This window comes from Luteimonas lutimaris, assembly GCF_039537065.1.
Taxonomy (GTDB): Bacteria; Pseudomonadota; Gammaproteobacteria; order Xanthomonadales; family Xanthomonadaceae; genus Luteimonas; species Luteimonas lutimaris.
In genome coordinates this window covers 106,041-130,554 of the sequence record NZ_BAAAZU010000006.1, presented here as the reverse complement: position 1 = coordinate 130,554, position 24,514 = coordinate 106,041, and the positions used below count along the sequence as shown (strand labels likewise).

The 24,514-nt window shown below is 68.9% G+C and carries 25 protein-coding genes; 5 read left to right on the top strand and 20 right to left on the bottom strand.

What is annotated here, in order from left to right; all coding sequences use genetic code 11:
- Positions 1-23: 23 nt before the first annotated feature.
- From ABD679_RS07085 to ltrA, 3 genes are all read right to left on the bottom strand, one after another.
- The gene (locus ABD679_RS07085; protein ID WP_344759267.1) at positions 24-809 is read right to left on the bottom strand and encodes a hypothetical protein; all 786 of its coding nucleotides are present in this window, start codon (positions 807-809) and stop codon (positions 24-26) included.
- Positions 810-864: 55 nt separating this feature from the next.
- Positions 865-2,157 (bottom strand): adenylosuccinate synthase, encoded by a 1,293-nt coding sequence (locus ABD679_RS07080; protein ID WP_344759266.1) that lies wholly within the window; start codon positions 2,155-2,157, stop codon positions 865-867.
- Between the two features lie 184 nt (positions 2,158-2,341).
- Positions 2,342-4,045 (bottom strand): group II intron reverse transcriptase/maturase, encoded by a 1,704-nt coding sequence (ltrA, locus tag ABD679_RS07075; RefSeq protein WP_344759265.1) that lies wholly within the window; start codon positions 4,043-4,045, stop codon positions 2,342-2,344.
- A 1,008-nt stretch (positions 4,046-5,053) separates the two neighbouring features.
- Between ltrA and ABD679_RS07070 the strand changes: the two genes are divergently transcribed.
- Both ABD679_RS07070 and ABD679_RS07065 read left to right on the top strand, forming a co-directional pair.
- Positions 5,054-6,664, top strand: a complete 1,611-nt coding sequence (locus tag ABD679_RS07070; RefSeq protein WP_344759264.1) for a Tle-like phospholipase domain-containing protein — start codon at positions 5,054-5,056, stop codon at positions 6,662-6,664.
- Between the two features lie 84 nt (positions 6,665-6,748).
- Positions 6,749-7,483, top strand: coding sequence for an ankyrin repeat domain-containing protein (locus ABD679_RS07065; protein WP_344759263.1), 735 nt, complete (start codon positions 6,749-6,751; stop codon positions 7,481-7,483).
- 62 nt (positions 7,484-7,545) lie between these two features.
- Here the strand turns inward: ABD679_RS07065 and ABD679_RS07060 are convergent, their stop codons facing one another.
- The 11 genes from ABD679_RS07060 to rlmE form a co-directional block, all read right to left on the bottom strand.
- Positions 7,546-7,737, bottom strand: coding sequence for a DUF2065 domain-containing protein (locus ABD679_RS07060; protein ID WP_344759262.1), 192 nt, complete (start codon positions 7,735-7,737; stop codon positions 7,546-7,548).
- A gap of 2 nt (positions 7,738-7,739) precedes the next feature.
- Entirely contained in the window at positions 7,740-8,603 is an 864-nt protein-coding gene (hflC, locus tag ABD679_RS07055; RefSeq protein WP_344759261.1) for a protease modulator HflC, read from the bottom strand.
- Complete coding sequence (gene hflK / locus ABD679_RS07050; protein ID WP_344759260.1) at positions 8,600-9,718, bottom strand: FtsH protease activity modulator HflK; 1,119 nt, start codon at positions 9,716-9,718, stop codon at positions 8,600-8,602. The genes hflC and hflK overlap by 4 nt, the downstream gene beginning before the upstream one ends.
- Positions 9,719-9,857: 139 nt before the next feature.
- On the bottom strand, positions 9,858-11,225 hold the full coding sequence (gene hflX / locus ABD679_RS07045; protein ID WP_344759550.1) for a GTPase HflX: 1,368 nt from the start codon (positions 11,223-11,225) through the stop codon (positions 9,858-9,860).
- A gap of 72 nt (positions 11,226-11,297) precedes the next feature.
- On the bottom strand, positions 11,298-11,582 hold the full coding sequence (hfq, locus tag ABD679_RS07040; RefSeq protein ID WP_344759259.1) for an RNA chaperone Hfq: 285 nt from the start codon (positions 11,580-11,582) through the stop codon (positions 11,298-11,300).
- Between the two features lie 207 nt (positions 11,583-11,789).
- The gene (gene miaA, locus ABD679_RS07035) at positions 11,790-12,773 is read right to left on the bottom strand and encodes a tRNA (adenosine(37)-N6)-dimethylallyltransferase MiaA (protein ID WP_344759258.1); all 984 of its coding nucleotides are present in this window, start codon (positions 12,771-12,773) and stop codon (positions 11,790-11,792) included.
- Positions 12,774-12,816: 43 nt separating this feature from the next.
- The gene (gene putP, locus ABD679_RS07030; RefSeq protein WP_344759257.1) at positions 12,817-14,325 is read right to left on the bottom strand and encodes a sodium/proline symporter PutP; all 1,509 of its coding nucleotides are present in this window, start codon (positions 14,323-14,325) and stop codon (positions 12,817-12,819) included.
- Between the two features lie 226 nt (positions 14,326-14,551).
- Positions 14,552-15,448: a dihydropteroate synthase gene (gene folP, locus ABD679_RS07025; RefSeq protein ID WP_344759256.1), complete on the bottom strand. Its 897-nt coding sequence runs from the start codon at positions 15,446-15,448 to the stop codon at positions 14,552-14,554.
- Complete coding sequence (locus ABD679_RS07020) at positions 15,448-15,603, bottom strand: glycine zipper domain-containing protein (RefSeq protein WP_344759255.1); 156 nt, start codon at positions 15,601-15,603, stop codon at positions 15,448-15,450. The genes folP and ABD679_RS07020 overlap by 1 nt, the downstream gene beginning before the upstream one ends.
- A gap of 243 nt (positions 15,604-15,846) precedes the next feature.
- Positions 15,847-17,742: an ATP-dependent zinc metalloprotease FtsH gene (gene ftsH, locus ABD679_RS07015; protein WP_344759254.1), complete on the bottom strand. Its 1,896-nt coding sequence runs from the start codon at positions 17,740-17,742 to the stop codon at positions 15,847-15,849.
- Between the two features lie 31 nt (positions 17,743-17,773).
- Positions 17,774-18,406 (bottom strand): 23S rRNA (uridine(2552)-2'-O)-methyltransferase RlmE, encoded by a 633-nt coding sequence (gene rlmE, locus ABD679_RS07010; RefSeq protein WP_344759549.1) that lies wholly within the window; start codon positions 18,404-18,406, stop codon positions 17,774-17,776.
- 98 nt (positions 18,407-18,504) lie between these two features.
- Between rlmE and yhbY the strand changes: the two genes are divergently transcribed.
- A complete protein-coding gene (gene yhbY, locus ABD679_RS07005; protein ID WP_344759253.1) occupies positions 18,505-18,816 on the top strand; it encodes a ribosome assembly RNA-binding protein YhbY in 312 nt (103 codons plus the stop codon).
- Between the two features lie 14 nt (positions 18,817-18,830).
- Positions 18,831-19,205: an Mth938-like domain-containing protein gene (locus ABD679_RS07000; RefSeq protein ID WP_344759252.1), complete on the top strand. Its 375-nt coding sequence runs from the start codon at positions 18,831-18,833 to the stop codon at positions 19,203-19,205.
- Positions 19,206-19,397: 192 nt separating this feature from the next.
- Here ABD679_RS07000 and ABD679_RS06995 read toward each other — a convergent pair whose 3' ends face one another.
- From ABD679_RS06995 to surE, 4 genes are all read right to left on the bottom strand, one after another.
- Positions 19,398-20,150: a peptidoglycan DD-metalloendopeptidase family protein gene (locus ABD679_RS06995; RefSeq protein ID WP_425561870.1), complete on the bottom strand. Its 753-nt coding sequence runs from the start codon at positions 20,148-20,150 to the stop codon at positions 19,398-19,400.
- Between the two features lie 38 nt (positions 20,151-20,188).
- Complete coding sequence (locus ABD679_RS06990) at positions 20,189-20,803, bottom strand: YqaA family protein (protein WP_344759250.1); 615 nt, start codon at positions 20,801-20,803, stop codon at positions 20,189-20,191.
- Positions 20,804-20,933: 130 nt separating this feature from the next.
- Positions 20,934-21,617, bottom strand: coding sequence for a protein-L-isoaspartate(D-aspartate) O-methyltransferase (locus ABD679_RS06985; protein WP_344759249.1), 684 nt, complete (start codon positions 21,615-21,617; stop codon positions 20,934-20,936).
- Entirely contained in the window at positions 21,614-22,396 is a 783-nt protein-coding gene (gene surE, locus ABD679_RS06980; protein ID WP_344759248.1) for a 5'/3'-nucleotidase SurE, read from the bottom strand. Before surE ends, ABD679_RS06985 begins: the two co-directional genes overlap by 4 nt.
- A gap of 108 nt (positions 22,397-22,504) precedes the next feature.
- On the opposite strand from surE, the gene ABD679_RS06975 reads away from it, so the two are divergent.
- Entirely contained in the window at positions 22,505-23,071 is a 567-nt protein-coding gene (locus ABD679_RS06975) for a Smr/MutS family protein (protein WP_344759247.1), read from the top strand.
- A gap of 9 nt (positions 23,072-23,080) precedes the next feature.
- On the opposite strand, the gene ABD679_RS06970 is transcribed toward ABD679_RS06975, so the two are convergent.
- Entirely contained in the window at positions 23,081-23,320 is a 240-nt protein-coding gene (locus tag ABD679_RS06970; protein WP_344759246.1) for a hypothetical protein, read from the bottom strand.
- A 128-nt stretch (positions 23,321-23,448) separates the two neighbouring features.
- Entirely contained in the window at positions 23,449-24,504 is a 1,056-nt protein-coding gene (gene truD / locus ABD679_RS06965; RefSeq protein WP_344759245.1) for a tRNA pseudouridine(13) synthase TruD, read from the bottom strand.
- Positions 24,505-24,514: the final 10 nt, after the last annotated feature.

Genomic DNA, 24,514 nt, shown 5'->3' with positions numbered 1-24,514 from the left:
GCCAGCGAACCCTGGGGCGAACATCATGATTCGACCGATGGCAGGCCGGGATCGAACTCCAGGCCGTCGCCGACGTCTTCCAGGCAACGCAGCGGTTGTTTTTTCAGACGCAGCCAGATGCGTTCCGGCTCGCCTTCATCGCTGATCGAACCCTCTGCCCGCCATGCCCGGCGAGCAAGGTAATTCGCGCTGACCGTCGTGAATACATCACCGGCACGGTGCCGGCTCCACTGGTCATAACCGACCAGGCGGAAACAGCCATCGCGATAGCGGAACGTGAAACTGGTATTGGATGTAAACCATGTGCCCGCGCTGGCCCACATATGCAGCGATACACGCAATGCGCCCTCTTCGACCTTGACGCCACCGCCCTCATCCTCCCACAGGAAGTCGTCGAGATTGGGCGAATACGGCCGTGGAATCAAAGCATGGTCGGCCAGCACGCGCCGATAACCGCCGCTGTCTTCGGCAAGGGCAGCGACAAGCATCCGCGGGTTGGTGTCGAACACATCAGGTCCGAGTGCAGTGTTGTCGATGCGATTGGCCGCCGCATCCATCTTCAGCACCAACACGAGGTCATCCCGACCGTCGCCGTTCAGGTCGCCGTCGCTTGTCTGCTCCAGACGCCAGCCTTCGGGTACGAAGCCCGCGGCATCGGCCGCCTGCTCGACGACGGCTGGATATGAGACTTCCGGTATATCCTGCGCCGGCGCCAGGCCCGGGACGAACGGCAACACCCATGCCGCGAACAGCAGGTGCCGGTGGGCGGAAGGCCATCCGGCAGGGTTGGCCCGCCATTTCATGTGCATCCTTGCTCCATGTTGCGCCCGATCCGTGACCCGGGCGGAGCGGGAAACCCCGTGTCTAGGCAAACGGATCCTGCAGCACCATCGTGTGCTCGCGGTCCGGACCGGTGCTGACGATCGACAGCGGGCAGCCGGCCAGCTCCTCCAGCGCGCGCAGGTAGGCGCGGGCGGCAGGCGGGAGGTCGTCCCACTCGGTCACGCCGTGGGTGTTTTCGCTCCAGCCCGGGAACTCCAGGTACACCGGCTCGCACTCGTCCCAGCCCTGGGCGTCGAGCGGGGCGTACTCGGTTTCCTTGCCGCGGTAGCGGTAGGCGATGCACATCTTCAGCTTGTCCATGCCGTCGAGCACGTCGAGCTTGGTGATGCACAGGCCGCTGATGCCGTTGATCGCCACCGCGCGCTTGAGCGCGACGATGTCGATCCAGCCGCAGCGGCGCGGGCGGCCGGTGGAGGCGCCGTATTCCTGGCCGCGGTCGCGGATGCCCTGGCCGACGACGTCGTCGAGCTCGGTCGGGAACGGGCCGCCGCCCACGCGCGTGGCGTAGGCCTTGCAGATGCCGAGCACGTAGTCGATCGCGTCCGCGCCCACGCCGGTACCGGCCAGCGCGCCGCCGACGGTGGTGTTGCTGGACGTCACGTACGGGTAGGTGCCGTGGTCGATGTCGAGCAGCGCGCCCTGCGCGCCCTCGTACAACACCTTGCGGCCCTGCTTGCGCAGGTCGTGGAGGATGCCGGCGACGTCGGACTTCATCGGCTCGACGTATTCGCCGAACGCCAGCGCGTCGTCCAGCGTCTGCTGGTAATCGACGGCGTCGGTGTCCAGGTATTTGGTCAGCACGAAGTTGTGGTAATCGAGCGCGCTGCGCAGCAGTTCGGCAAGCTGCCCGGGGTAATGCAGGTCGGCCACCCGGATGCCGCGGCGCGCGACCTTGTCCTCGTACGCCGGGCCGATGCCGCGCCCGGTGGTGCCGATGGCCTTGCCGCCGGCGGCCCTCTCGCGCGCCTGGTCCAGGGCGATGTGGTACGGCATGATCAAGGGCGTGGCCGGGCTGATCTTCAGCCGGCTGCGCACTTCCACGCCGGCCGCTTCGAGCTCGCCGATCTCCTGGGTCAGCGCCGCCGGCGAGAGCACCACGCCGTTGCCGATCAGGCACAGCGCGTCGTCGCGCAGGATGCCCGAGGGGATCAGGTGCAGCACCGTCTTCTTGCCGCCGATGACCAGCGTGTGGCCGGCATTGTGGCCGCCCTGGAAGCGCACTACCGCACCGATGTCCTGCGTCAGCAGGTCGACGATCTTGCCCTTGCCCTCGTCGCCCCACTGCGCGCCGAGCACCACCACTGACTGACCCATTGCCGAACTCCTGCGAATTGATGGAGCGGTTGCGCCTTGTTCCAGACGCGGAAAAAGCCGGCGGGCCGGCTCGATTGAGCGTGCCCGCGCGAGAGGGTCGGCCCCACTGGTTTCCCAGTGGGGCCGCCCAAAGAACCGTACGTGCAAGTTTCCCCGCATACGGCTCGCGCCTGCGGATGGCTTGTTACATGCAGCCCGGCTTTACAACAATTATACCTAGGCTATGGACTTTGACGTGGCAGACCGGGTGCAGCAGCACCCGGTTCCCGAGGCGGTCTGAACCCCCGTCCACCTTGCGGTGGATGTGGTGGTCGTGCCATCCCGTTTCCCGGGTGATCCTGCCTCCGCAGTGGGCGCACAGGCCGTGTTGCGAGCGGTACAGCGATGTCCACTGCTTGCGGTGCCGCATGTCATGCAACATGCGTTCCTGATGCAGTTTCTCGCCATACAACTCATCGGCCGGGTCAAAGGGGTTGAAGCTCCCCCTGACCTTTTTGTGCCTGCGGATTGGCGTGTCCGCCAAGCGGATCAACGTCACCTTTGCCTGCTTGCCATTTCCTTTTGCAACCGTGGTTGAAAACACCCAGTTCCGATTGCCTTCCGAGTGGAAATACCTCTTCCGGACCCATCCAGCGCTCTTGTTCCGATGCCTCCTTTTCGACCACGACCAGATCGCCCTGAAGATCAGGCTATCCAGTCGATTGAACGTCGCCTTGGCTACCACGGGACTGTGATAGTTCGCCCAGCCCCGCAGCATCGGGTTCAACAGAGAAATCAACTCTTCCTGTTTCGCCGTCTTGTTGGCACTGATGACCTCCTTAACCTTGCCGTAGAACGTTTTCACGTTCTTCTTGCTCGGTTTGATCAGGAACTTCGCCTTGTACCTACGGAAGTTCCATCCAAGGAAATCGAAGCCTTGGTCTATCGATACGATCCGCGTCTTCTCCATGGACAGTTGGAGCCCTCGCACAGCGAGAAACTCCTCTACCCATGGCCTGACTTCATTTTTGAGAAACCCGATTGAGTCCCCCGTTATCACGAAATCATCCGCATACCGCACCGTGTTGACCTTCTGCCTCTTGGCTTTCGTCTTGCCCAACTTGGCATCGAGATGCCTTGCCAGTTCAGATTCAAGCCCGTTCAATGCCACATTCGCCAAAGTGGGACTGATGATCCCACCTTGCGGCGTTCCTGCAGTCGTCGCCTTCAGCTGCCCTTCTTCCACCACACCTGCCCGCAACCACTTCCGGAGCACGCTTCTGTCCATCGGGACATTGCGCACCAGCCATTCATGATTGATGGCATCGAAACAGCCAGCGATATCGGCTTCGAGAACGTAGGGGGCAGCCCCCTTGCGTGCGAAGCAGATGAACAGCTGACTCATGGCGTCGTGCGTCGAGCGATTTCTCCGGAACCCGTACGAGTTCCAGTCTCCCTGCACTTCCGCCACTGGCTCCAGCCCCAACAGATAGAGCGCTTGCATGGCGCGATCCCGCATGGTGGGGATGCCCAGTGGGCGCTGTTTTCCATTGGACTTGGGGATATAGACCCGCCGTAAAGGCCGGGGCTTGTATCCACGCCGTTCCAATTGCGTGATGCCTTTCAGTTTTGCTTCTGGCGTATTCCACAGTTCACGGTCGACTCCCGCCGTCCGTGCGCCTTGGTTTTCTGTCACTCGCCTTACGGATAACGCTTTTCCGCAAAACGAGCGGGACAGCATCCGTTGCAAGGCTTTCACCCTGCGCCAGTCGCCATCCTGCGTAGCCTTCGTGATCCGTGTCTGCATTCCTCTGACGTTGCGCTCCACTCGCTGCCAGTCGATGGCATGCCAGCTTTGCACCGCGCCGGAACGTACAGATCCTTGGCCCTTGAGCTTGGATACTTTCATGCTGCGTTCCTCCGGTGACCCGAACGAAGGCGCACGAAAGCCCCAAGGGGCAACGTGGCCCCGTTGGGGTAGTGGATAAAAGCGGGCGTAGCCCGCCTGGATGAGGTCAAACAGATGTCACACGATCGCAGACCCGCCGGAAGTGGGCGTATCCGTCCGATTACAGGACGGCCTTTGCTTTCTCCGGCGTCTCATACCCGCAGCCTCAACAGTGTTCCTTACGGTTCACCTGCCCGAAGGCAAAGCTGGGGGCTTACCACGTTCCTCGTGCATCACATGACCGAGTTAGAGCCTGCCTCTCCGCCGGTGGTCTTTTCGATGACGTGTCCCGTAAAAGCAGCGGAACAACCGACCACGAACGCCTGTCAGCAGCTTTGGCGTTTCAATGCTTACGACGTTTATTAGCAGTTCAGATATCTTGCTCGTATCGGCCAGCCTAGCCCCTCAACCGCCTTGCTGCTGGCAGAATTCAGGTCAGACCTCACGGCCTAACCCACCGTTTCCGGGGGACATTGTCGGATGGGCTTCGCACCCCTTCGTTACCGAAGACGCACGCCATCCTAGGCTACTGCTGGTCATACAGCAGGTTCCGCTCACGCCCATCATGGACGCAGGAACAATGACACACGAAGCACGAGCTCGTGATTGATGAAGACATGGCCATTGCGGCCTATCTAGTTGATTCTGCAGGGCAACGGCAGGGCCGCGGGGACATTCCATATGCGCCCGACCTATCACCGTTGCGGTGAAGTCAGAAGCACAGTCCCAACTTCACAAGCAGATTATCAGTGCATGAAACAACGATAGTGAAGACGAATTGACCCTCGTCGGGGGTACGTGTGTCACGAGCTCTCGTGTCGCACGCTTTTGCGCATTATCCGGGTTTCAAGGGCCGCAGGCCAGCCGGCCGGCCGACTTCGGCCTTCGCCCCACCCTAGGGTCCGCACCAGCTGTTTCCACTCCCTACGCCACCGTATTTTCGGGGCATCCAACCGGGGAAGCATGGACATGGGCCTGACCGTCGGAGACTCCGCGCAACGCAGCTACGTGCCGCAGCCGCCGCCCACGGTGTTGCCGCCGGACGCCCGGCGCGCTGCGCAGCCGGCGACTCCCTACGTCCCCGAGCCCGCCTACCACCCGCAGGTCGGGGCACCCGGCGCCTGCGGCCCCGGCCCGGCCATGCCCTACGACGCGGCCAACTTCTCCACCTTCATCAGCGGCACGCAGGGGCGGCAGGTCGACGTCGACATGATGCGGATGTCGTTCGCCACGTACGAGGGCGGCCCGCAGTCGATCTGCGGCTGGACCGCGCTGGACGGCGAACAACTCCAGGCAGCCGGCATGGACCCGGGCAAGCTCGACGTGCCCGGCAGCCAGTTCAAGGCGATGGTGTTCACCGATGGCCAGGGCAACTACGTGCTGGCCTTCCGCGGCACCCAGGAGGGTGCCGCCGACTGGATGACCAACTTCGCCCAAGGCACCGGCCAGGTCACCGACGAGTTCGACCGGCTCGCGCCGCAGGCGGCGCAGGAGTTCGCCCGCGCCTTCGGCGAGCGCGGCGTGGACGCCGACGGCAATCCCGCCTACACCAACCTGGCCATCACCGGTCACTCGCAGGGCGGCGGGCTGGCGACGGTGGCCTCGGCGGTGACCGGCATCCCGGCTGTCACCTTCGACCCCTCGGGCGTGCACGACCGCACGTTCGAGCGCCTCGGCCTGGACGGCGAACAGTTCCGCCAGCAGGCCGAAGACGGCCAGGTGCGCCGCTACTCGATGTTCGAGGATGCGCTGACCCAGGCACAGGAGAACTGGTTCACCGCGCCGCTGGCGCCGGACGCCATCGGCCACAAGATCGTGGTCAAGCCCGAGGGCGAGCTGGCCGACAGCGTGATCGAGTACGGCCTCGGGCACATGGGCGTGGACGAAGGCACCGCCGGCACCATCACCGACATCGTCGAATGGCTGCCCAACCTGCCCGGCCCGCTGGGCGGCATCGGCAGCGGCGTACGCGACCTCGCCCGTGCGGTGAGCAGCCACGAGCAGCAGCTGATGATCGACACCATGCTGCAGCAGGAGCCGTGGCAGGACGGCTACGTGAATCCGGAAAGCAACGAGTCGCCGTTCAACTCGCGCGAGGTCGAACGCCGGGTGACCGAGGAGGTCGCGCAGGGCGTGGACGAAATCCGTGCCGACGTGGCCCAGGGCCAGGCCGACATCGCCCACATCCAGGCCACCGACGTGGCCGAGGGCCGTCACGTGCAGGCCGGCTGGAGCATCGCCGGCGAGCAGCTGCAAACCGGCCTGAACGTCACCGGCGACGTGATCTCGTCCGGCGCGGACGTGGCCGCGGCCACGGTGGAAGGCATGGCCGCCGACGCCGGCAACTCGCTCGATGCGCGCGCGGACGCGGCCTCCAACCCGGTCGAGCGCGCGCTGCTGGAAGGCAGCGCCGGTGCAGTGCGGCTGCTCGGCCAGGCCGGCGGCGGCATCACCCGGGTGGGCGGCAATGCCACGCAGGCGGTTCTGGACGGCGCCGGCTGGATCGCCGACAAGGGTTCGGACGTGATCGGCAAGGTCGACCAGGCGCTGACCGACGGCTGGAAGCGGCTGTTCGGCTGATCGCGGTGCCTTCCCCGGCGGCCGGAGTGTCGCCGCGCGCCGCACGCACTCGACCATTCCGCACTGCACGGACACAATGACCCCGTGCGACTTTCCAGCACGCCGACGCTGATCCTGCTGCTGCCGATGCTACTGTCGGTCGCAGCCTGCCGCGGAGATCCCATGGACGCACCGTTCACCGACGCCGCCGCCTCCGGCCTCGCCGAGGCCGCCGTGCAAGGCAACGCCCACGCCATCGCCAGCCAGGTCCGCGACGGCGCCGATCCCGACGCGCAGGGCAAGGACGGCATCAACCTGCTGCAGTACGCGATCATGGTCGCCAACAAGGCCGGCTTCGAGGCGCTGCTCGACAGCGGCGCGAAACCCGACGCGCCCGGCTTCAACGGCACCACCGCGCTGCACACCGCCGCGATCGCGGACGATCCCGACTACCTGCGGATGCTGCTCGCCCACGGCGCCGATCCCGACGCGGCCAACCACCGCAGCGGCGAGACAGCGCTGGCGGTGGCCGTGTCGCCGCGTACCGACGCGCAGTTCCGGATGCTGCTCGACGCCGGCGCCAACGCCAATGCGGCCGATGCGCAGGGCTACACCCCGCTGCACCGCGCGGCGATGATCAACGCCGGCGAACACGTGCTGCAGCTGCTCGACGCCGGCGCCGACCCGCAGGCGAAGAGCGTGCAGGATGCGACTTTCCAGGCCTATTTCTTCACCACGCCCGAGGCGTCGCTGTCGGCGCAGGCGCGCGCCAACCGCGAAAAGGTGGTCGCGTGGCTGCGGGCACACGAGGTGCCGCTGGAGGCCGGCGTCGGGGAATAGGTTCCGGCTGTTGTGATGTGGTGGCCGCTCCTGCGGGTGAACGGCTGCGCGCAGGCGGAGGCTCAGGCCAGACGGCGCACCAGGTACAGCGCGACCACGCCCGCGGCGAGGACGATGGCGCCGGCGGCGCGCAGCTGCCGGGCCTCCATCGACTGCATCTGCTCGGCCATGCGCTTGAACGCGTCGGGGAAGGCGAACAGCACCAGTCCCTCCAGCACCGCGACCAGGCACAGCGCCGCCCACAGGTCGGACATCGCTACCGGTCGTTGCGCATGTACTGCAGGAACGGATCGCCCTTGTCGAGCACGATCACGCTTTCGCCGTCCTCGAACGCCTTGCCGTACGCCTCCAGGCTGCGCTGGAAGGCGTAGAAGCCGGCGTCGCGGTTGGCGGCCTCGCCGTAGATGCGGGTGGCCTCGGCGTCGCCCTCGCCGCGCAGCTTCTGCGCGTCGCGCTCGGCCTCGGCCATGATCACGGTCTTCTCGCGGTCGGCCTCGGAGCGGATCGTCTGCGCCTGTTCCTCGCCCTCGGCGCGCAGGCGGCTGGCCACCTGCTGGCGCTGGGCGCTCATGCGGCGGTACACGTCGCGGATCACCTTGCTGTCGGTGGGCAGGTCGATCTTCTTGATGCGCAGGTCGACGATGCGGATGCCGATGTTCTTGGCGCCGACGTTGATGTTGTCGAGCTGCCGGCCGATCACCTCGGAACGGTCGCCGGACACCACTTCCGACAGCGTGCGCGCGTTGATCTCGTTGCGCAGCGAGTCCTTGATGATCGGCGCCAGGCGGTCGACGGCGATCTGCTCGCTGCCGCCGGTGGCGCGGTAGAACGCGCGCACGTCTTCGATCATGCCCACGGCGAAGAAGTCCACCGACACGTCCTTGCGCTCGGAGGTCAGGTAGCGCTCGGGCGTGGCGTCGAGCACCTGCAGGCGGCGGTCGAACACCAGTGCGTTCTCGATCAGCGGCCACTTGAAGTGCAGGCCGGGGCCAATGTCGGTGCGGGCCACGCGGCCCAGGTTGAGCACGATCGCGGTGTGGCCCTCGGCCACCACGTAGACCGAGCCCAGCAGCCCGAACAGCACCACGATGACCAGCGGGATCAGGATGTTGAGTCTCATCGGCCAGCCTCCTCGCCGCTGCGCGGGTTGCGTCCCGGACGGATGTCGTCACCGGGATCGGCGGTCACGGTCGGGGCGACCATGTCGGGCGTCAGCAGCGGCTGTGTCGGCGCGGCCGACGCGGTGCTCCCCTTCGCCATTGGCACGTAGATCAGCTGGCGACCGTCGCCGACGATGGTGCGGTTGTCGGCCAGCACTTCCTGCACGGTCTCCAGCCACAGGCGCTTGCGGGTGACTTCGGGTGCGTTGCGGTACTGGTCGAGCAGCAGGCTGAAGCGCTCCGCGTCACCCGTGGCACGGGCGATCGCCGCAGTCTTGTAACCCTCGGACACGGTACGCACGCGCGCCGCCTGGCCGCGCGCCTCGGGCACGACCTTGGCCGCGTAGGCGCGCGCCTCGCTGATCAGGCGGTCCTTGTCCTGCTGCGCGCTGTTGACGTCGTCGAACGCGGGCTTGACCTCTTCCGGCGGGCGCGCGTTGGGCAGGTTGAGTTCGGTGACCACCAGGCCCGTGCGGTAGGCATCCAGCGACTTCTGCAGCATCTGCCGCGCCGAGACCGCCAGCGCCTCGCGCGCGCCGAGCACGGTGTCCAGGTCGGAACGGCCGACCTGCTCGCGCACAGTCGACAGCACCGCCTGCTGCAGCATCTGGTCGGCGTCGCGGGTGCCGAACAGGTACTTCTGCGCATCGTTGACGCGGTACTGCACGTTGATCTCGACCTGCACGATGTTCTCGTCGCTGGTCAGGATCGGCACGTTGTCGCTGAAGGTCTTGATCTGGGTGGCGGCGACCTTGGTCACGCGCTCGACCGGCCACGGCAGCTTGAAGTGCGGGCCGGGGTCGAGGATGCGCGAGAACTGGCCGAAGCGCAGCACCACGCCGCGCTGCTGCTCGGCGACCAGCACGAAGCAGTTGAAGGCCAGCCACAGCACCAGCGCCAGGCCGATCCAGCGCAGCGGGCTTCCGCCGCCACCACCACCGCCGAACATGCCGCGGAAATTGTCGAACAGGTCGCCCAGGCCGCCGCCGTTGCCGCGGCGCGGTTTCCACGGGTTGTTGCGACGGTCCCTGCCGGACCCGCCATCGTCGTTCTTGCCGGGAGTGTTCCAGGCCATGCCTGCTCCAATCGGGTGATATGGGGCGCGCGCGCCCGGGAGGACGCGCGCGGTGCGACAGTCTACTAGGTCGGGCCGGGCTGGCCCGGAAGCAAGGGCGCAGCCACGATCGCACGCGCCCCCGTGCAGGCCCGCCGGATCAAGACGCTTCCGGCTCCAACAGCCCGCGCAGCGGCGCACCGTCGTCGCCAGCCGCAAGGCGCTGCACGTCCGTGGCCGGCAGGTCGACGGCCAGCGTCCAGCCGTCCCCGTCATGCTCCTCGCCGCGCACGGCGTCGAGGGCGTGCAGCCGCGCGCGCAGGCGCCCGGCGGAGGTCGGCAGGCGGATCTGCGCGACGATCCGGCGCAGGCCGAGCCGGCCGGCGATCGCGTTGCGCAGCAGGTCCAGGCCGAGGCCGTCGCGCGCGGAAATCCAGACCCGCTCGCGGGTCATGGCGTCGGCATGGTCGCCGTCCGGGCGGTCGTGGCGCGGCTCGATGGCGCGCGCCGGCCCGCCCTCGCCGGCCGCGCTTTCGCCGTCGGCGCCAGCGTCCGGCGCGCCGAGCCTGTCGATCTTGTTGTAAACCCGCAGCTGCGGGATATCGCCCGCGCCCACTTCGGCCAGCACCGCGTCGACCTGGGCGATGCGCTCCTCGCGCAGCGGGTCGGCGGCATCGATGACGTGCAGCAGCAGGTCGGCGTCGCGCGCCTCGCTGAGCGTGGAACGGAAGGCGGCGACCAGTTCGTGCGGCAGGTCGCGCACGAAGCCGACGGTATCGGCGATCGCGGCGTGCCCGCCGGGCAGCTCGATCCGGCGCACGGTCGGGTCGAGGGTGGCGAACAGCTTGTCGGCGGCGTAGGCGTCGGCGCCAGTCAGGGCATTGAACAGGGTCGACTTGCCGGCGTTGGTGTAGCCGACCAGGGCGATGCGCGGCACCTCGCGGCGCACGCGGGCGCGGCGCATCTGGGTGCGCTGCACCTCGACCTTGTCCAGGCGCCTGGACAGCTGTTCGACGCGCTTCTGGAGCAGGCGGCGGTCGGTTTCCAGCTGGGTTTCACCGGGGCCGCGCAGGCCGATCGAACCGCCGCGCTGGCGCTCCAGGTGGGTCCAGCCGCGGACCAGGCGCGTGGCCATGTGGCGCAGCTGGGCCAGTTCGACCTGCAGCTTGCCTTCGGCACTGCGCGCGCGCTGGGAGAAGATGTCGAGGATCAGGCCGGTGCGGTCGACCACGCGCCGCTGCAGCGCCTTTTCCAGGTTGCGTTCCTGGCCGGGCGAAAGCGCGTGGTTGACCAGCACCAGGTCGGCGCCGCTGGCGTCGGCGGCGGCTTTTACTTCCTCCAGCTTGCCGCTGCCGATCAGCGTGGCCGGGTTGGGCCGGTCGATGCGGGCGTTGACGAGCGTGGCGACGGTCGCGCCGGCCGAGCGCGCGAGTTCGGCGAACTCCTCCACCACGGCCTCGTCCGGCGGGCCGCCGGCATGGGGCTGGATCAGCAGGGCGTGCTCGCCCCGGCGGGAACGTTCGAACAGCGTGGTCGGCATCGTGCGCCCATGGTCGGATCAGGTCCGGTATATGGCGGCGCCGGGGCCGCGACGCAAGCCTCAGGCTTCGTCGGCGTCCGCTTCGTCACCACCGGCGGGGCCGTCGGCCGGGTGGACGTGGCCGCCGCCCGGGCCCACGCGCACGTTGCGCGCCGGGACCACGGTGGAGATCGCGTGCTTGTAGACCATCTGGCTGACGGTATTGCGCAGCAGCACCACGAACTGGTCGAAGGACTCGACCGTTCCCTGCAGCTTGATGCCGTTGACCAGGTAGATCGATACCGGCACGCGTTCGCGCCGCAGCGCGTTCAGGAAAGGATCCTGCAGAGACTGCCCCTTGGACATGGTGTTCCCCCAGCTTGGTTATTGTTGTTATGGCTTGCGCCCCGCGCCGCCCGACCCGTTCCCCACGGCGGCGACAGGCCGATGTTATACGACAGTTCAGGGTTGTGGGCACCGTGCATGTGACGCGGTTCGCAGGCTGGTGGCGCGGTGCGGCGGCGATTGCGGCCAAGCGGGGCATCGCGGCCATGGCCGCTCCCACAGGGGCGATCAGGCCGTTCCCGCGGGAGGACCGGGATCGCGGTTCCCGCGGAACAGCACGAGCGCGTCCTCCAGGCCGGCCTGGTCGGCGGCGGGGTCGAACCAGCGGGCGTCGAGCTCGCCGCGCAGCCAGGTCAGCTGGCGCTTGGCCAGCTGGCGGGTGGCGTGGATGGCGCGGTCGCGGAATTCACCGGCCGCCGTGGCGCCGTCCAGATGCTCCCAGGCCTGCCGGTAGCCCACCGCGCGGATCGCGGGCAGGTCCAGCGGCGCCGGGTGGTCGCGCAGCGGCGGCAGCGCCCGCAACGCGCGGACCTCGTCGAGGAAGCCCTCGGCCAGCATCGCGTCGAAGCGGGCGGCGATGCGGGCATGCAGGGTCGCGCGGTCGGCCGGCGCGAGGACCAGCTTCAGCAGCCTGCAGGGCAGCCGCGGGCCGCGCGACGGCTCGCGCTGCCAGTCGCTGATCGGGCGGCCGCTGATGCGGAACACTTCCAGCGCGCGCTGGATGCGCTGCGGATCGGTGGCGTGGATGCGGGCGGCCGCGGCCGGGTCGACGCGCGCCAGTTCGGCGTGCAGCGCCGGCCAGCCCTGCTCGCGCGCCTGCGCGTCGATCGCCGCGCGCACCGCGGGGTCGGCTTCCGGCATCGGCGACAGCCCCTGCAGCAGGGCGCGGAAATACAGTCCGGTGCCGCCGGCCAGGATCGGCACCCGGCCGCGCGCTAGGATGCCGTCGATGGCCCTGCGCGCATCGGCGGCGAACTCGGCCGCCGAATACGCCTGCCACGGATCGCGCAGGTCGATCACGTGGTGCGGCACGGCCGCGCGCTCCCCGGCAGTGGGCTTGGCGGCGCCGATGTCGAGCCCACGGTAGACCAGCGCCGAATCGACGCTGACGATCTCGCCGCCCAGCCGCTGCGCCCAGTCCAGCGCCAGCGCGCTCTTGCCCGAGGCGGTGGGCCCCATCAGTGCGATCGCCGGCGGACGCGGATCGTGCATGGCCTGCCAGCCGGCTCGCATGGGGACGCGGACTAGCGCGGCATCAGTAGCCGGTTTCGCGCAGCGAGGCGCGCACCTGCTGGTGGACGGACTGGACCTCCGCCGGCGGCTCGCGGCCAAGGCGGCTGACCACCACGATCGCCGCGGTCGCGGCGATGAAGCCCGGCACCATCTCGTACAGGCCCGAGCCCAGCCGGTCGACCGCGACGAGCTTCCACGCGATCACCGTCGCGGCGCCCACGATGATGCCGGCCAGCGCGCCATTGCGGGTCATGCGCTGCCAGAACAGGGACAGGATCACCACCGGGCCGAACGCGGCGCCGAACCCGGCCCAGGCGTAGCTCACCAGCCCCAGGACCTTGCTGTCGGGGTCGCGCGCCAGCCACAGTGCCAGCAGCGCGATCAGTGCCACCGACAGCCGGCCGACCCAGACCAGCTCCTTCTGGCTGGCGTCCTTGCGCAGGAACCCGCGGTAGAAGTCCTCGGTCATCACGCTGGAGCACACCAGCAACTGGCACGACAGCGTGCTCATCACCGCGGCGAGGATCGCCGACAGCAGCACGCCCGCGATCCACGGGTTGAACAGCAGGCTGGCCAGTTCGATGAACACGCGCTCGGAGTTGGCGTCGACGGCGCCGGCCGCCTCCGGATGGTTGGCGAAATAGGCGATGCCGAAGAAGCCCACGCCCAGCGAGCCGGCCAGGCACAGGATCATCCAGGTCATGCCGACGCGGCGCGCGGTGGGGATGTTCTCGACGCGGTCGGCGGCCATGAAGCGCGCGAGGATGTGCGGCTGGCCGAAGTAGCCCAGGCCCCAGGCCAGCGCGGACACCACGCCGACCAGGCCGACCGTGCCGCTGCCGAACCAGTCGAGCCGGGATGCGTCGAACTCGCGGATCACGCCGACGGCGGCCTCGAAGCCGCCATTGTTCATCAGGATGATGCTCGGCGCCAGCAGCAGCGCGAAGAACATCAGGCTGGCCTGCAGGGTGTCGGTCCAGCTGACGGCGAGGAAGCCGCCGACCAGGGTGTAGATGATGGTCGCGGCCGCGCCCCACCACAGCGCCTGCTCGTAGGGCAGCCCGAACACGCTCTCGAACAGCCGCGCGCCGGCCACCACGCCCGAGGCGCAGTACACCGCGAAGAACACCAGAATCACGATCGCCGACAGCACCCGCAGCAGGCGGTCGTGGTCGGCGAAGCGGTTGGTGAAGTAGTCCGGGATGGTCAATGAATCGCCGGCGCGCTCGGTATAGATGCGCAGCGGCCCGGCCACCCAGCGCCAGTTGGCGAACGCGCCGAGGATCAGGCCGATCGCGATCCAGCTCTCGGACACGCCGCCCAGGTACAGCGCGCCCGGCAGGCCCATCAGCAGCCAGCCGCTCATGTCCGACGCACCGGCGGCCAGCGCCACCACCCACGGCCCGAGCGAACGCCCGCCGAGGATGTAGTCGTCGAAGTCCTTGGTCGACTTCCACGCGATGAAGCCGATCATGACGACGACGAACAGGTAGATCGAGAACGTGACCAGGAGCGGTGTGCTGGCTGTCATGGGTGATGGTTTCCCCTTGATTCCGTGCGAATGGGCGCTGCCGCGGCGGCGCGCGAATGGGCCAGCCTAACGCACATGGACAGGCGCTTTCAGCCCCGGGTTGTCCACAGAGGCTGTGGACAACCCGGGGACCAAGCTTGTGGACAAGTGGCGCGAAGCCCGTCGTGCCGCGGCTGCGCGGCGGCCGGCGAATGATTCGCCAGCCCGTCGCGCGGGCGTGCACGGGTCAGTCGTCGTCGGGCCAGCGGATCGCCGGTTTCGCCTCGATGCGCGGCATCGGCACGGCGTCGACCGCGTTCCACACCGCCAGCGCGTCGACGGTGGCGGCCACGTCGTGCACGCGCAGCAGCATCGCCCCGCGCTGGGCCGCGATCAGGTGCGCGGCGACCGAACCGTGGCCGCGATCGCGCGGGGCTTCGCGGCCGGTGAGCTCGCCGATGGTCTTCTTGCGCGACAGCCCCGCCAGCACCGGCACGCCGAGTTCGGTGAAGCGCTGCAGCTGCGCGAGCAGCGCCAGGTTGTGGTCGCGGTTCTTGCCGAAACCGAAACCCGGATCGACCACCAGCCGCTTCCTGTCGATGCCCGCCATCTCGGCGGCGAAGATGCGCTCGGCCAGGAACCGGTGCACGTCGGCGACGACGTCGTCGTAGCGCGGATCATCCTGCATCGAACGCGGCTGCCCGAGCATGTGCATCAGCACTGCCGGCACGCCCAGTTCCGCCGCCGCCTCGAGCGCGCCTTCCCGGCGCAGCGCGTAGACGTCGTTGACCATGCCCGCGCCCGCGGCCACCGCGGCGCGCATCACCTCCGGGTGCGAGGTGTCGACGCTGACCGGCAGGCTGGTGTCCTTCACCAGGCGCTCGATGACGGGCACCACGCGCCGCAGCTCTTCCTCCAGCGGCACGTCGTCGGCGCCGGGACGGGTGGACTCGCCGCCGACATCGAGGATGTCGGCGCCCTCCTCCGCCAGCTTCAGGCCGTGCGCGACGGCCGCGTCGGTGGTGGCGTGCTCGCCGCCGTCGGAGAACGAATCCGGGGTGACGTTGACGATCCCCATCACCCGCGGGCGATCCAGCCGCAGCACGCGGCCGTTGCAGTCGAGCGTGGCGACGGTGTCGAACATCAGCGTTTCTTCCCGGCCTGCGACAACGCAACGCCGATGGCGACGCCGATGCCCAGCCACAGCCCCATCTGTCCCGTGGCCGAGCCCATCGCGGCCCCGATCGCAATACCCAGCGGCAAACCCCAGCCCGCGGCGCCGCGGCAGGAAATCTTCATGGCGATGCTCCTCATGCCCTTGATTATCCACTGACAGGGACGCGCGGGGCACGTGGATGTGACGGCGCTGCTGCCCGCGCCGTTGCGGGAGCGGCTTCGGCCGCGAGTTTTTAGCTCCCCCTGCGAGGGCCAGCGGAGGGGCCAAAGACAAAAGCTCGCGGCTGAGGCCGCTCCTACCGGAGCACGCAAAAAAGCGAAGGCCGGAGCGGGCTCCGGCCTTCGAGGCATTGCATAGGTGCCGGATCAGGTCTGCGCCGCAGGCCCGCCGATGGTGATCTTCTTCGGCTCCTCGCGCGCCGGACCGCCCTGCGTCCAGCCCATCGGCGGCGGCGGGTCGCGCCCTTCCATGATCGCGTCGATCTGCGGCACGTCGATGGTTTCGTACTCGAGCAACAGCTTGGCCATCGCGTGCAGCTTGTCCAGGTTGTCGGTGAGGATCTTCGTGGTCCGGCCGTAGGCCTTGTCGAGGATCCCGCGCACGACCTCGTCGATGCGCCGCGCGGTATCGTCGGACACGCTCTTGTGCTGGGTGACCGAACGGCCGAGGAATACCTCGTCGTCCTCCTCGCCGTAGGCGATCGGGCCCAGCTCGTCCGACAGGCCCCACTTGGTGACCATGTTGCGTGCCATCTTGGTCGCACGCTCGATGTCGTTGGACGCGCCGGTGGTGACCTTGTCGTCGCCGAAGATCAGCTCCTCGGCCACGCGTCCGCCGTACAGCGAGCACAGCTGCGATTCGATCGCGGTGCGGTTGTAGCTGTACTTGTCGCCCTCGGGCAGGTACATGGTCACGCCCAGCGCGCGGCCGCGCGGGATGATGGTGACCTTGTAGACCGGGTCGTGCTCGGGCACCAGGCGGCCGACGATGGCGTGGCCGGCCTCGTGGTAGGCGGTCAGCGTCTTTTCGTCCTCGCTCATCGCCATCGAGCGGCGCTCGGCGCCCATCATGATCTTGTCGCGCGCCTTGTCGAAGTGGTCCATGCGGACTTCCTTCGCGTTCTCGCGCGCGGCGAACAGCGCCGCCTCGTTGACCAGGTTGGCCAAGTCCGCGCCGGAGAAGCCGGGCGTGCCGCGAGCGACGATCATCGGCTCGACGTTGTCCGACAGCGGCACCTTGCGCATGTGCACCTGCAGGATCTGTTCGCGGCCCTTGACGTCGGGCAGGCCGACCACGACCTGGCGGTCGAAGCGGCCCGGGCGCAGCAGTGCCGGATCGAGCACGTCGGGGCGGTTGGTCGCCGCCACCACGATCACGCCCTCGCCGCCCTCGAACCCGTCCATCTCGACCAGCAGCTGGTTGAGCGTCTGCTCGCGCTCGTCGTGGCCGCCGCCCAGGCCGGCGCCGCGATGGCGGCCGACCGCATCGATCTCGTCGATGAAGATGATGCACGGCGCGTGCTTCTTGCCCTGCTCGAACATGTCGCGCACGCGGCTGGCGCCGACGCCGACGAACATCTCGACGAAGTCGGAACCGGAAATCGAGAAGAACGGCACCTTGGCCTCGCCGGCGATGGCCTTGGCCAGCAGCGTCTTGCCGGTGCCGGGCGGGCCGACCATCAGCACGCCGCGCGGGATCTTGCCGCCGAGCTTCTGGAACTTGGTCGGGTCGCGCAGGAACTCGACCAGTTCGGAGACTTCTTCCTTGGCCTCGTCGCAGCCGGCGACGTCGGCGAAGGTGACCTTGGTCTGGTCCTCGTTGAGCAGCTTGGCGCGCGAGCGGCCGAAGGACATCGCGCCCTTGCTGCCGCCCTGCTGCATCTGCCGCATCATGAAGAACCAGAAACCGATGATCAGCAGTACCGGCAGGAAGTTGATCAGCAGCGCCCAGATGGTCACGCCCGACTCGGGCGGCGCCTGCTTGATCGAGACGTCGTGGCGCAGCAGGTCGTCGATCAGGCGCTCGTCGCGGCGCGGCGCCGTGGTGATGCCCTTGCTGCCGTCGGCGCGGGTGAACTTGATCGAGCGTTCGTCGCTGGCGATGTCCACTTCCTTGACCCGGTCGTTGCGGACGTCGGTGATGAACTGCGAGTAGATGATCTCGTCGCTGCCGGCGGTCTTCGGGCTGAAGCTCTGGAACACCACCATCAGCACGACGGCGACGACCACCCAAAGCATCAGATTTTTCACCAGGTCACTCATTCGATTCCGCTCCGCGGCAACGCCGCCAACATTACTTGATTTGGGCCAGCTTGCCCTGCGCCAGCGCATAGACTTCCGGCGAACGCTTGCGCGAGGCGGCCGGCTTGCGGATCGCCACCTTGGCGTAGCGCCGCCGCAGCTCCCGCACGTACTCGTCGAATCCCACGCCCTGGAACAGCTTGATCAGCAGCGCGCCGCCGGTCCGCAGGTGGTGGTCGGCGAAATCCATCGCCAGTTCCGCCAGATGCATGGCCCGCGGCAGGTCGACGGCATCCACACCACTCTTATTGGGGGCCATGTCGGACAGGACAAGGTCGACTTCGGCCCCTTCCAGCGCGGCTTCCAGCCTCGATAGGACGTCATCCTCCCTGAAATCCCCATGAAGGAACTCCACGCCGGCCAGCGGCGGCATGTCCAGGATGTCCAGCGCCAGCACCCGCCCGGCGTCGCCCAGGGCCTGCCGGACCCACTGCGACCAGCCGCCGGGGGCGGCGCCCAGGTCCACGACCACCATGCCGGGGCGCAGCAGGCGGTCGCGCTCGACGAGCTCCTCCAGCTTGTAGGCCGCGCGCGAGCGCAAGCCTTCCGCCTGCGCCTTCTTGACGTAGGGATCGGAGAAGTGCTCCTTCAGCCAGCGCTGGCTGCTCTTGCTGCGGGTGGCCATGGAGGAGGCGGGCCTGCGGTGGGGAAGTGCCCGCAAAATCAGGGCGTTGCGGGCCGCCATGATACCCTGCGCGTCCCCTTCCCGACTTGATCCAGCGCATGCCAACCGTCCTGACCGCGGTCCAGAACCGTTTCCTGCGCGGACAGGCGCATGACCTCAAGGCCATGCTGCAGGTGGGCGGCAAGGGCATTACCGATGCGGTGGTCGCGGAGGTATCCGGCGCGCTCGAACACCACGAACTGATCAAGGTGAAGGTCGCCGCCGAGGACCGCGACGCGCGCGACGCGATCATCGCCGACCTCGCCGCGCGCACCGATGCCGCCCTGGTCCAGCGCATCGGCCATGTCGCCATCCTGTACCGGCCCAATCCCGAGCAGCGGCGGATCGTGTTGCCGAGGAACCGGGACTAGCGCGCCACAGCTCCATGCAACTCACCCTCGAACGCCCCGATTACGATTTCTTCCTGCGCGGTGCCGACGGCACGTCCGCGCTTGTGAACGAGCGCAAGCTGGAGCGCAGTTTCGTCATCTCGCCGAACACACTGGTCGAGGACTGGCCGGTCGATGACGTCACCACGCTGGCACCGGACGACCTGCAGCCGCTGTTCGACCTCCAGCCCGAACTGGTCCTGCTCGGCAGCGGCGGCGCCCAGGCGTTCCCGCCGCCGGCCACGATGGCCGCCTGCCTGTCGCGCGGCATCGGTCTGGAAACGATGACCAACGCCGCCGCCGCGCGCACGTTCAACGTGCTCGCAAGCGAAGGCAGGCGGGTGGCGGCGGGGTTCGTGCTGCGAGCCTGAGGCCTGCAACAGCGTCCGGCAGGCGCGGCTTCAGCCGCGAGCTTTTAGCTCCTCGCTTGCGAAGGCAGGGACAGGTCCGAGCGTCGGCATCACTGCGAGCCGCGGTCTTTTCCGCGTTCGCGGGCGGGCGCAAAGCCCAGGAGCTCGCGACTGGAGCCGCGCCTGCGAGGTCGCAGGCGCCGGCCCTGCTCTTCAGCGCCTGGGCAAATATGCCAAGGGGTCGACGGGCTTGCCGTTGTAACGGATCTCGAAGTGCAGCATGTCGCGCGAGGCGCCGCTGTGGCCCATCTCGGCGATCTGCTGGCCGGCCTTCACCACCTGGCCCTCGTTGACCAGCCGCGCCCGGTTGTGGCCGTAGGCCGAGAGCCATTCGTCGTTGTGCTTGACGATGACCAGCTCGCCGTAGCCTACCAGGCCGGAGCCCGAATACACCACGACCCCGTCCGCCACCGCGCGCACCGGCTGGCCGAGCTTGCCGGCAATGTCGATGCCTTGCCGGGTCGGGTCGCCGGCGGCATAGGTGCCCACCAGCTGGCCGTCGGTGGGCCAGCGCCAGGTGAACGGGCTGGCGGCGGGCTTCGACGCGGCCGGCGCGGGTGTCGTCGTGGCCGCAGGCCTGGTGGAAGTCGTCGTCTTCGGACCGGAGGCGCCGGCAGCGGGGCGCGACGACGTCGAAGCCGTGCGGCGCCCGTCCGCCGGGTACAGCCGCAGGCGCTGGCCCGGGTAGATGGTGTACGGCGGCGGGATGTTGTTCCAGGTCGCCAGGTCCAGCGTGCTGATGCCGTTGTTGGTCGCGATCCGGTACAGGTTGTCGCCGCGCTTGACCACGACGGTGGCGCCGTACTTCGGGGTCGACGCCCGCGTGCCGCCTTCGCGCACGACGGTACTGGAACAGGCGGCCAGCAGGCAGGCGCAGGCCGTGATCAGGATTGCACGCAACATCATCTGTTTCCCGCAGTTTCCGATGTCCATCTCCAAATGCTTCATGCCGCATGGGCCCTGAACGCAACGTAGCCGATGCCGGCCACGAGCAGGACCAGGGCGGCCCAGCCAACCGGCTCGATGTAGCGGTGCAGCGCGCGTTCGGCGCGCTCGCCGCCCAGGCGGATGGCCAGCGCGACCAGGTACACGCGCTTGCCGCGCCCGACCGCCATGCTCGCGACAAAGGGTAGCAAGGGCACGCCGACCACGCCCGAAGCCCAGGTGAAGATCTTCAGCGGGATGGGCGAAAAGCCCGCCAGCACCAGCAGCCAGAAGGCCTTCCATGGCGAGTGCGCCACCACCTCGCGCAACGCCGCGACCTCGGCGTCGATGCGGTCGATCCAGCCCAGCGCGGCCAGCAGCGGGCGGACCAGTTCATAGGCGTAGTGGCCGAGCATGTAGCCCACCAGCGCCCCGGCCAGCGACCCGGCCAGGCTCAGCGTGGCGAACCAGAACCCGCGCCGCGGCTGCGACAGGCACATGGGCGCCAGCATTACCTCCGGCATCACCGGGAAGAAGATCGCCTCGATGAAGCTCAGCCCGGTGAGCATCGCCGGCGCACGGCGATGGCGCGCGAGTTCGAGCGTGCGCTCGTAGAGCGGTGCGAACAGCTTCAAGAAAACGCCCCCCGGCGATGGAGCGCCATCGCTGGGGCAGCGACTGCACGGCGCCCGCCCGCCCCTGCCCGCTTGCGGCAGGCGGACGCGGTGCAGGCACGCGCGGATCCGGAAAGGGGCGGTGGCATCGTCAGTCGATCATGCCGGACAGCAGCGGCACGAACACCACCGGCCCCAGTTCGGCCCGGCTGAGCGTCCCGTCCGCCTCCCTGCGCAGGCACAGCAGCGACTGCGCGCCACTGGCGCCGACCGGCGCCACCAGCGTGCCACCGGGGGCGAGCTGGTCGGTCAATGCGTCGACCAGCGCCGGCGCGCCGGCGGTGACCACGATGCCATCGAAGGGGCCGTTTTCCGGCCAGCCGATGCGGCCGTCGTCGTGTTTGCTGCGGACGTTGAACCCCAGCGCGCGGAATCGCTTGCGCGCTGTGCGCAGCAGTTCGCCGATGCGCTCGACCGTGTGCACCTCCAACCCCAGCGCGGCCAGGATCGTGGCCTGGTAGCCGGAACCGGTGCCCACCTCCAGCACCTTCTTCGGCTGCGCGCCGTTGGCGAACAGCGCCTCGGTCATCTTCGCCACCACCCAGGGCTGGGAGATCGTCTGCCCGTGGCCGATCGGCAGCGCGGTGTCCTCGTAGGCGCGGGTCGCCAGTGCCTCGTCGACGAACAGGTGCCGCGGCACGGTGCGGATGGCGTTGAGCACGCGCTCGTCGACGATGCCGTTGTCGCGCAGGCGGCCGATCAGGCGGTCGCGCACCCGCTGCGAGGTCATGCCGACCCCGATCGCCTCCGGATGCAAGCGCATGCGCGCGGTCATGCCGCTTCCCCGCGCAGTTCGCTGGCCAGGCCATCGACCCAGCTGGCGACCTGCTCCAGCGCCTGGTAGCGCGTGAGATCGACGTTGATCGGCGTGATCGAGATGTGGCCGGTGCGCACGGCGTGGAAATCGGTGCCGGCGCCACTGTCGAGCTCCGGGCCGGCCGGGCCGATCCACCACCAGTCGCGGCCACGCGGGTCCTGCTGCGGCACGCAGGGCTCGGAGCGGTGGCGGTTGCCCAGGCGCGCGACCTCGAACCCGGCCACCTCTTCCCACGGCAGGTCCGGCACGTTGACGTTGAGGATGGTATCGGCCGGCAGCGGGTCGGCGGCCAGCCGCGCGACGATCTCCACCGCGGCACGCGCGGCGGTTTCGTAGTGGCGGCCAGCGTGGTCGGCGGTGACCAGCGACACCGCCACCGCGGGCAGGCCGAGGAAGCGCCCCTCCATCGCCGCGGCCACGGTGCCGGAATAGATCACGTCGTCGCCGAGGTTGGCGGCGTTGTTGATGCCCGAGACCACGATGTCCGGCTCGTCCTCCAGCATCCCGGTGATGGCGACGTGGACGCAGTCGGTGGGCGTGCCGTGGACGCGCCAGGTGGCGTCGTCGACCTGAACCACCCGCACCGGCGCGTCGAGCGTCAGCGAGTTGCTGGCGCCGGACCGGTCGCGGTCCGGGGCGACGATCAGCACTTCATGGCCCGCTGCGCGCAACCCTTCGGCCAGGATCCGGATGCCGGGCGCATCCACGCCATCATCGTTGCTCACCAGTACGCGCATGAACCTCTTTCCGTGCCCCGTCGCCGTGCAATGCGCACCATGATAGCGGATGCACACGGGCCACCGGCCGGCCGTGCAGGCCGCGCGATGCGACGCTAGGCTTGGCCGATGAGCAAGCGCCGCGAACCGCCTGCAAGCCCGCCGCCGGACGACGATGCCGCGCTGTTCCGCAGCGCGGTTGGCCCGGTGCGCGAACTGCCCGCGGCCCCGCCGCCGCCCGCCGCGCCGAAGCCGCGCCCGGTGCCGCGCATGGCCCGGCGCGACGAGGACGAGGCACGCAGCGAATTCCAGCGCATGCTCGACGCGGGGGCGCTGGAAACCGGGGACGTGCTGCGCTACCGCCGCGACGAAGTGCCGCCGCGGGTGCTGCGGCGGCTGGCGCGCGGCGAGTACGCGGTGCAGGAGGAACTCGACCTGCACCATGCCGACAGCGCCCAGGCCGAGGCGCTGCTGCGCGGATTCCTGAAGGAGGCACGCGACGCCGGCCTGGCCTGCGTGCGTGTCATCCACGGCAAGGGGCTGCACTCGGACAGCCGCATCCCGCCGCTGAAGAACCTGGTCGACCGGCGGCTGCGCCAGCGCGCGGACGTACTGGCGTTCCATTCCGCGCCCGCCGCGCAGGGCGGCGGCGGCGCGGTGCTCGTGCTGCTGGCGTCGGCCGGCCGCCAGCGCTAGGCCGCGGGGCTAGAGGTCGTCAGTGCTGGTGTCCGCCTGCGCGGACCGCTTCACCGGCATGTTGACCCAGGTGACCTTGATCCCCTGCGCGCGGGCCATCCGCTCGACGTTGCTTACGTAGCCGGTATTGACCGGGGCGGATCCGACCTGCCCGGGCGGCGCGTAAGCCGTACGATCCTGCGTGCCCGCACAGGCGGCCAGGCCGAAAGCGCACAGGGCGAGGATGAAGATCCGAAGACTGGCGTTCATGGCGGTCTCCTGATGGTTGTCGCGGGCGACACCGGCACCATGCCGGGCACCCACGTCGGGTGTATACCCGCGGCATCGGGGCTGCCAGTGCAGGCATTGCATTTCCGACGAACGGTCGCCGGGCGGGCTCAGGCAGGCTCGCGCACCTCGCCCAGCGCCGCGAGCACGGTGGTCGCGTAGGCGCCGGGCGGCAGGCTGAATTCGAGCACCAGCGCGTCGCCGTCCATCCACTCCCACCCGAGCCCATCGGGGCGCAGCCGCGTCGCACGGCGCTCCTGGCGCAGGCCGGCCGCCTCAAGCCCGGCGCGCAGGGCCGATGACTGCTCATCTGCGAGCGCGTCTTCCTCCACCCGCCGCGCGTCACCGGTCGAACGCAGCGCACCGCGTCCCCACAGCGGACCGGTGGGATGGATGTCGAAGCGGTCCAGGCGTTCGCCCAGCGCCTCGCTCCAGTCCTCCGGACCGAACACGCTGCGACTGCCATCCAGCATCCAGACCTCGCCTTCCAGCCCCCGGTTCCACGAGCCGTCGCGCACGCGCGCGGCCAGCACCCGGTTGAACAGTGCCGAACGCGCGGCGGACAGCAGGTGGGTGCGCTGGGTACGGGCGACGCGCCGGCCGCCGAACATCGCCAGCGCGTTGGCGACGTTCGCGCCGTCGCGGCCGAAGCGCTGTTCGCCGAAATAGTTCGGCACGCCGTGGCCGGCGATGTCGCGCAGGCGCGCGTCGATCGCGTCACGCCCGCCCAGCACCTCGCGCAGCACCAGCCGGAAGCGGTTGCCGGCCAGTGCCCCGCGCGGCAGTTTCCTTGCGTGGCGCGCCTGGTCGAGCACGCGCAGCGCCTGCCCCGCTCCGGATGCGGCCGCCGCGGCCTCCAGTGCTGCGGTATCGGGTGCGTCGCGCCCGGGCAGCTGCACGCTGAAGCGCTGCCGGGTCAGGGCGTGGCGGTCCTTGAGACCGGCGTAGCCGATCGCCGCCTCGCCAACACCGGCCCACTGCGCGAGCAGCCTGGCGGCGAAGGCGGTGTTCATGCCGCGCTTCTCGATCGTCAGCAGCAGGTGCTCGCCGGCGCCGCTCGGTGCGAAGGCGTCGATTTCCTCGACCTGGAAATCCTCGGGCACGCCGCGGATCGTGGCCGACAGCACCGCCGGGCCGTGCGCGCGCGGCAGGTCGATGGCAGTCACGCGCGGTCCC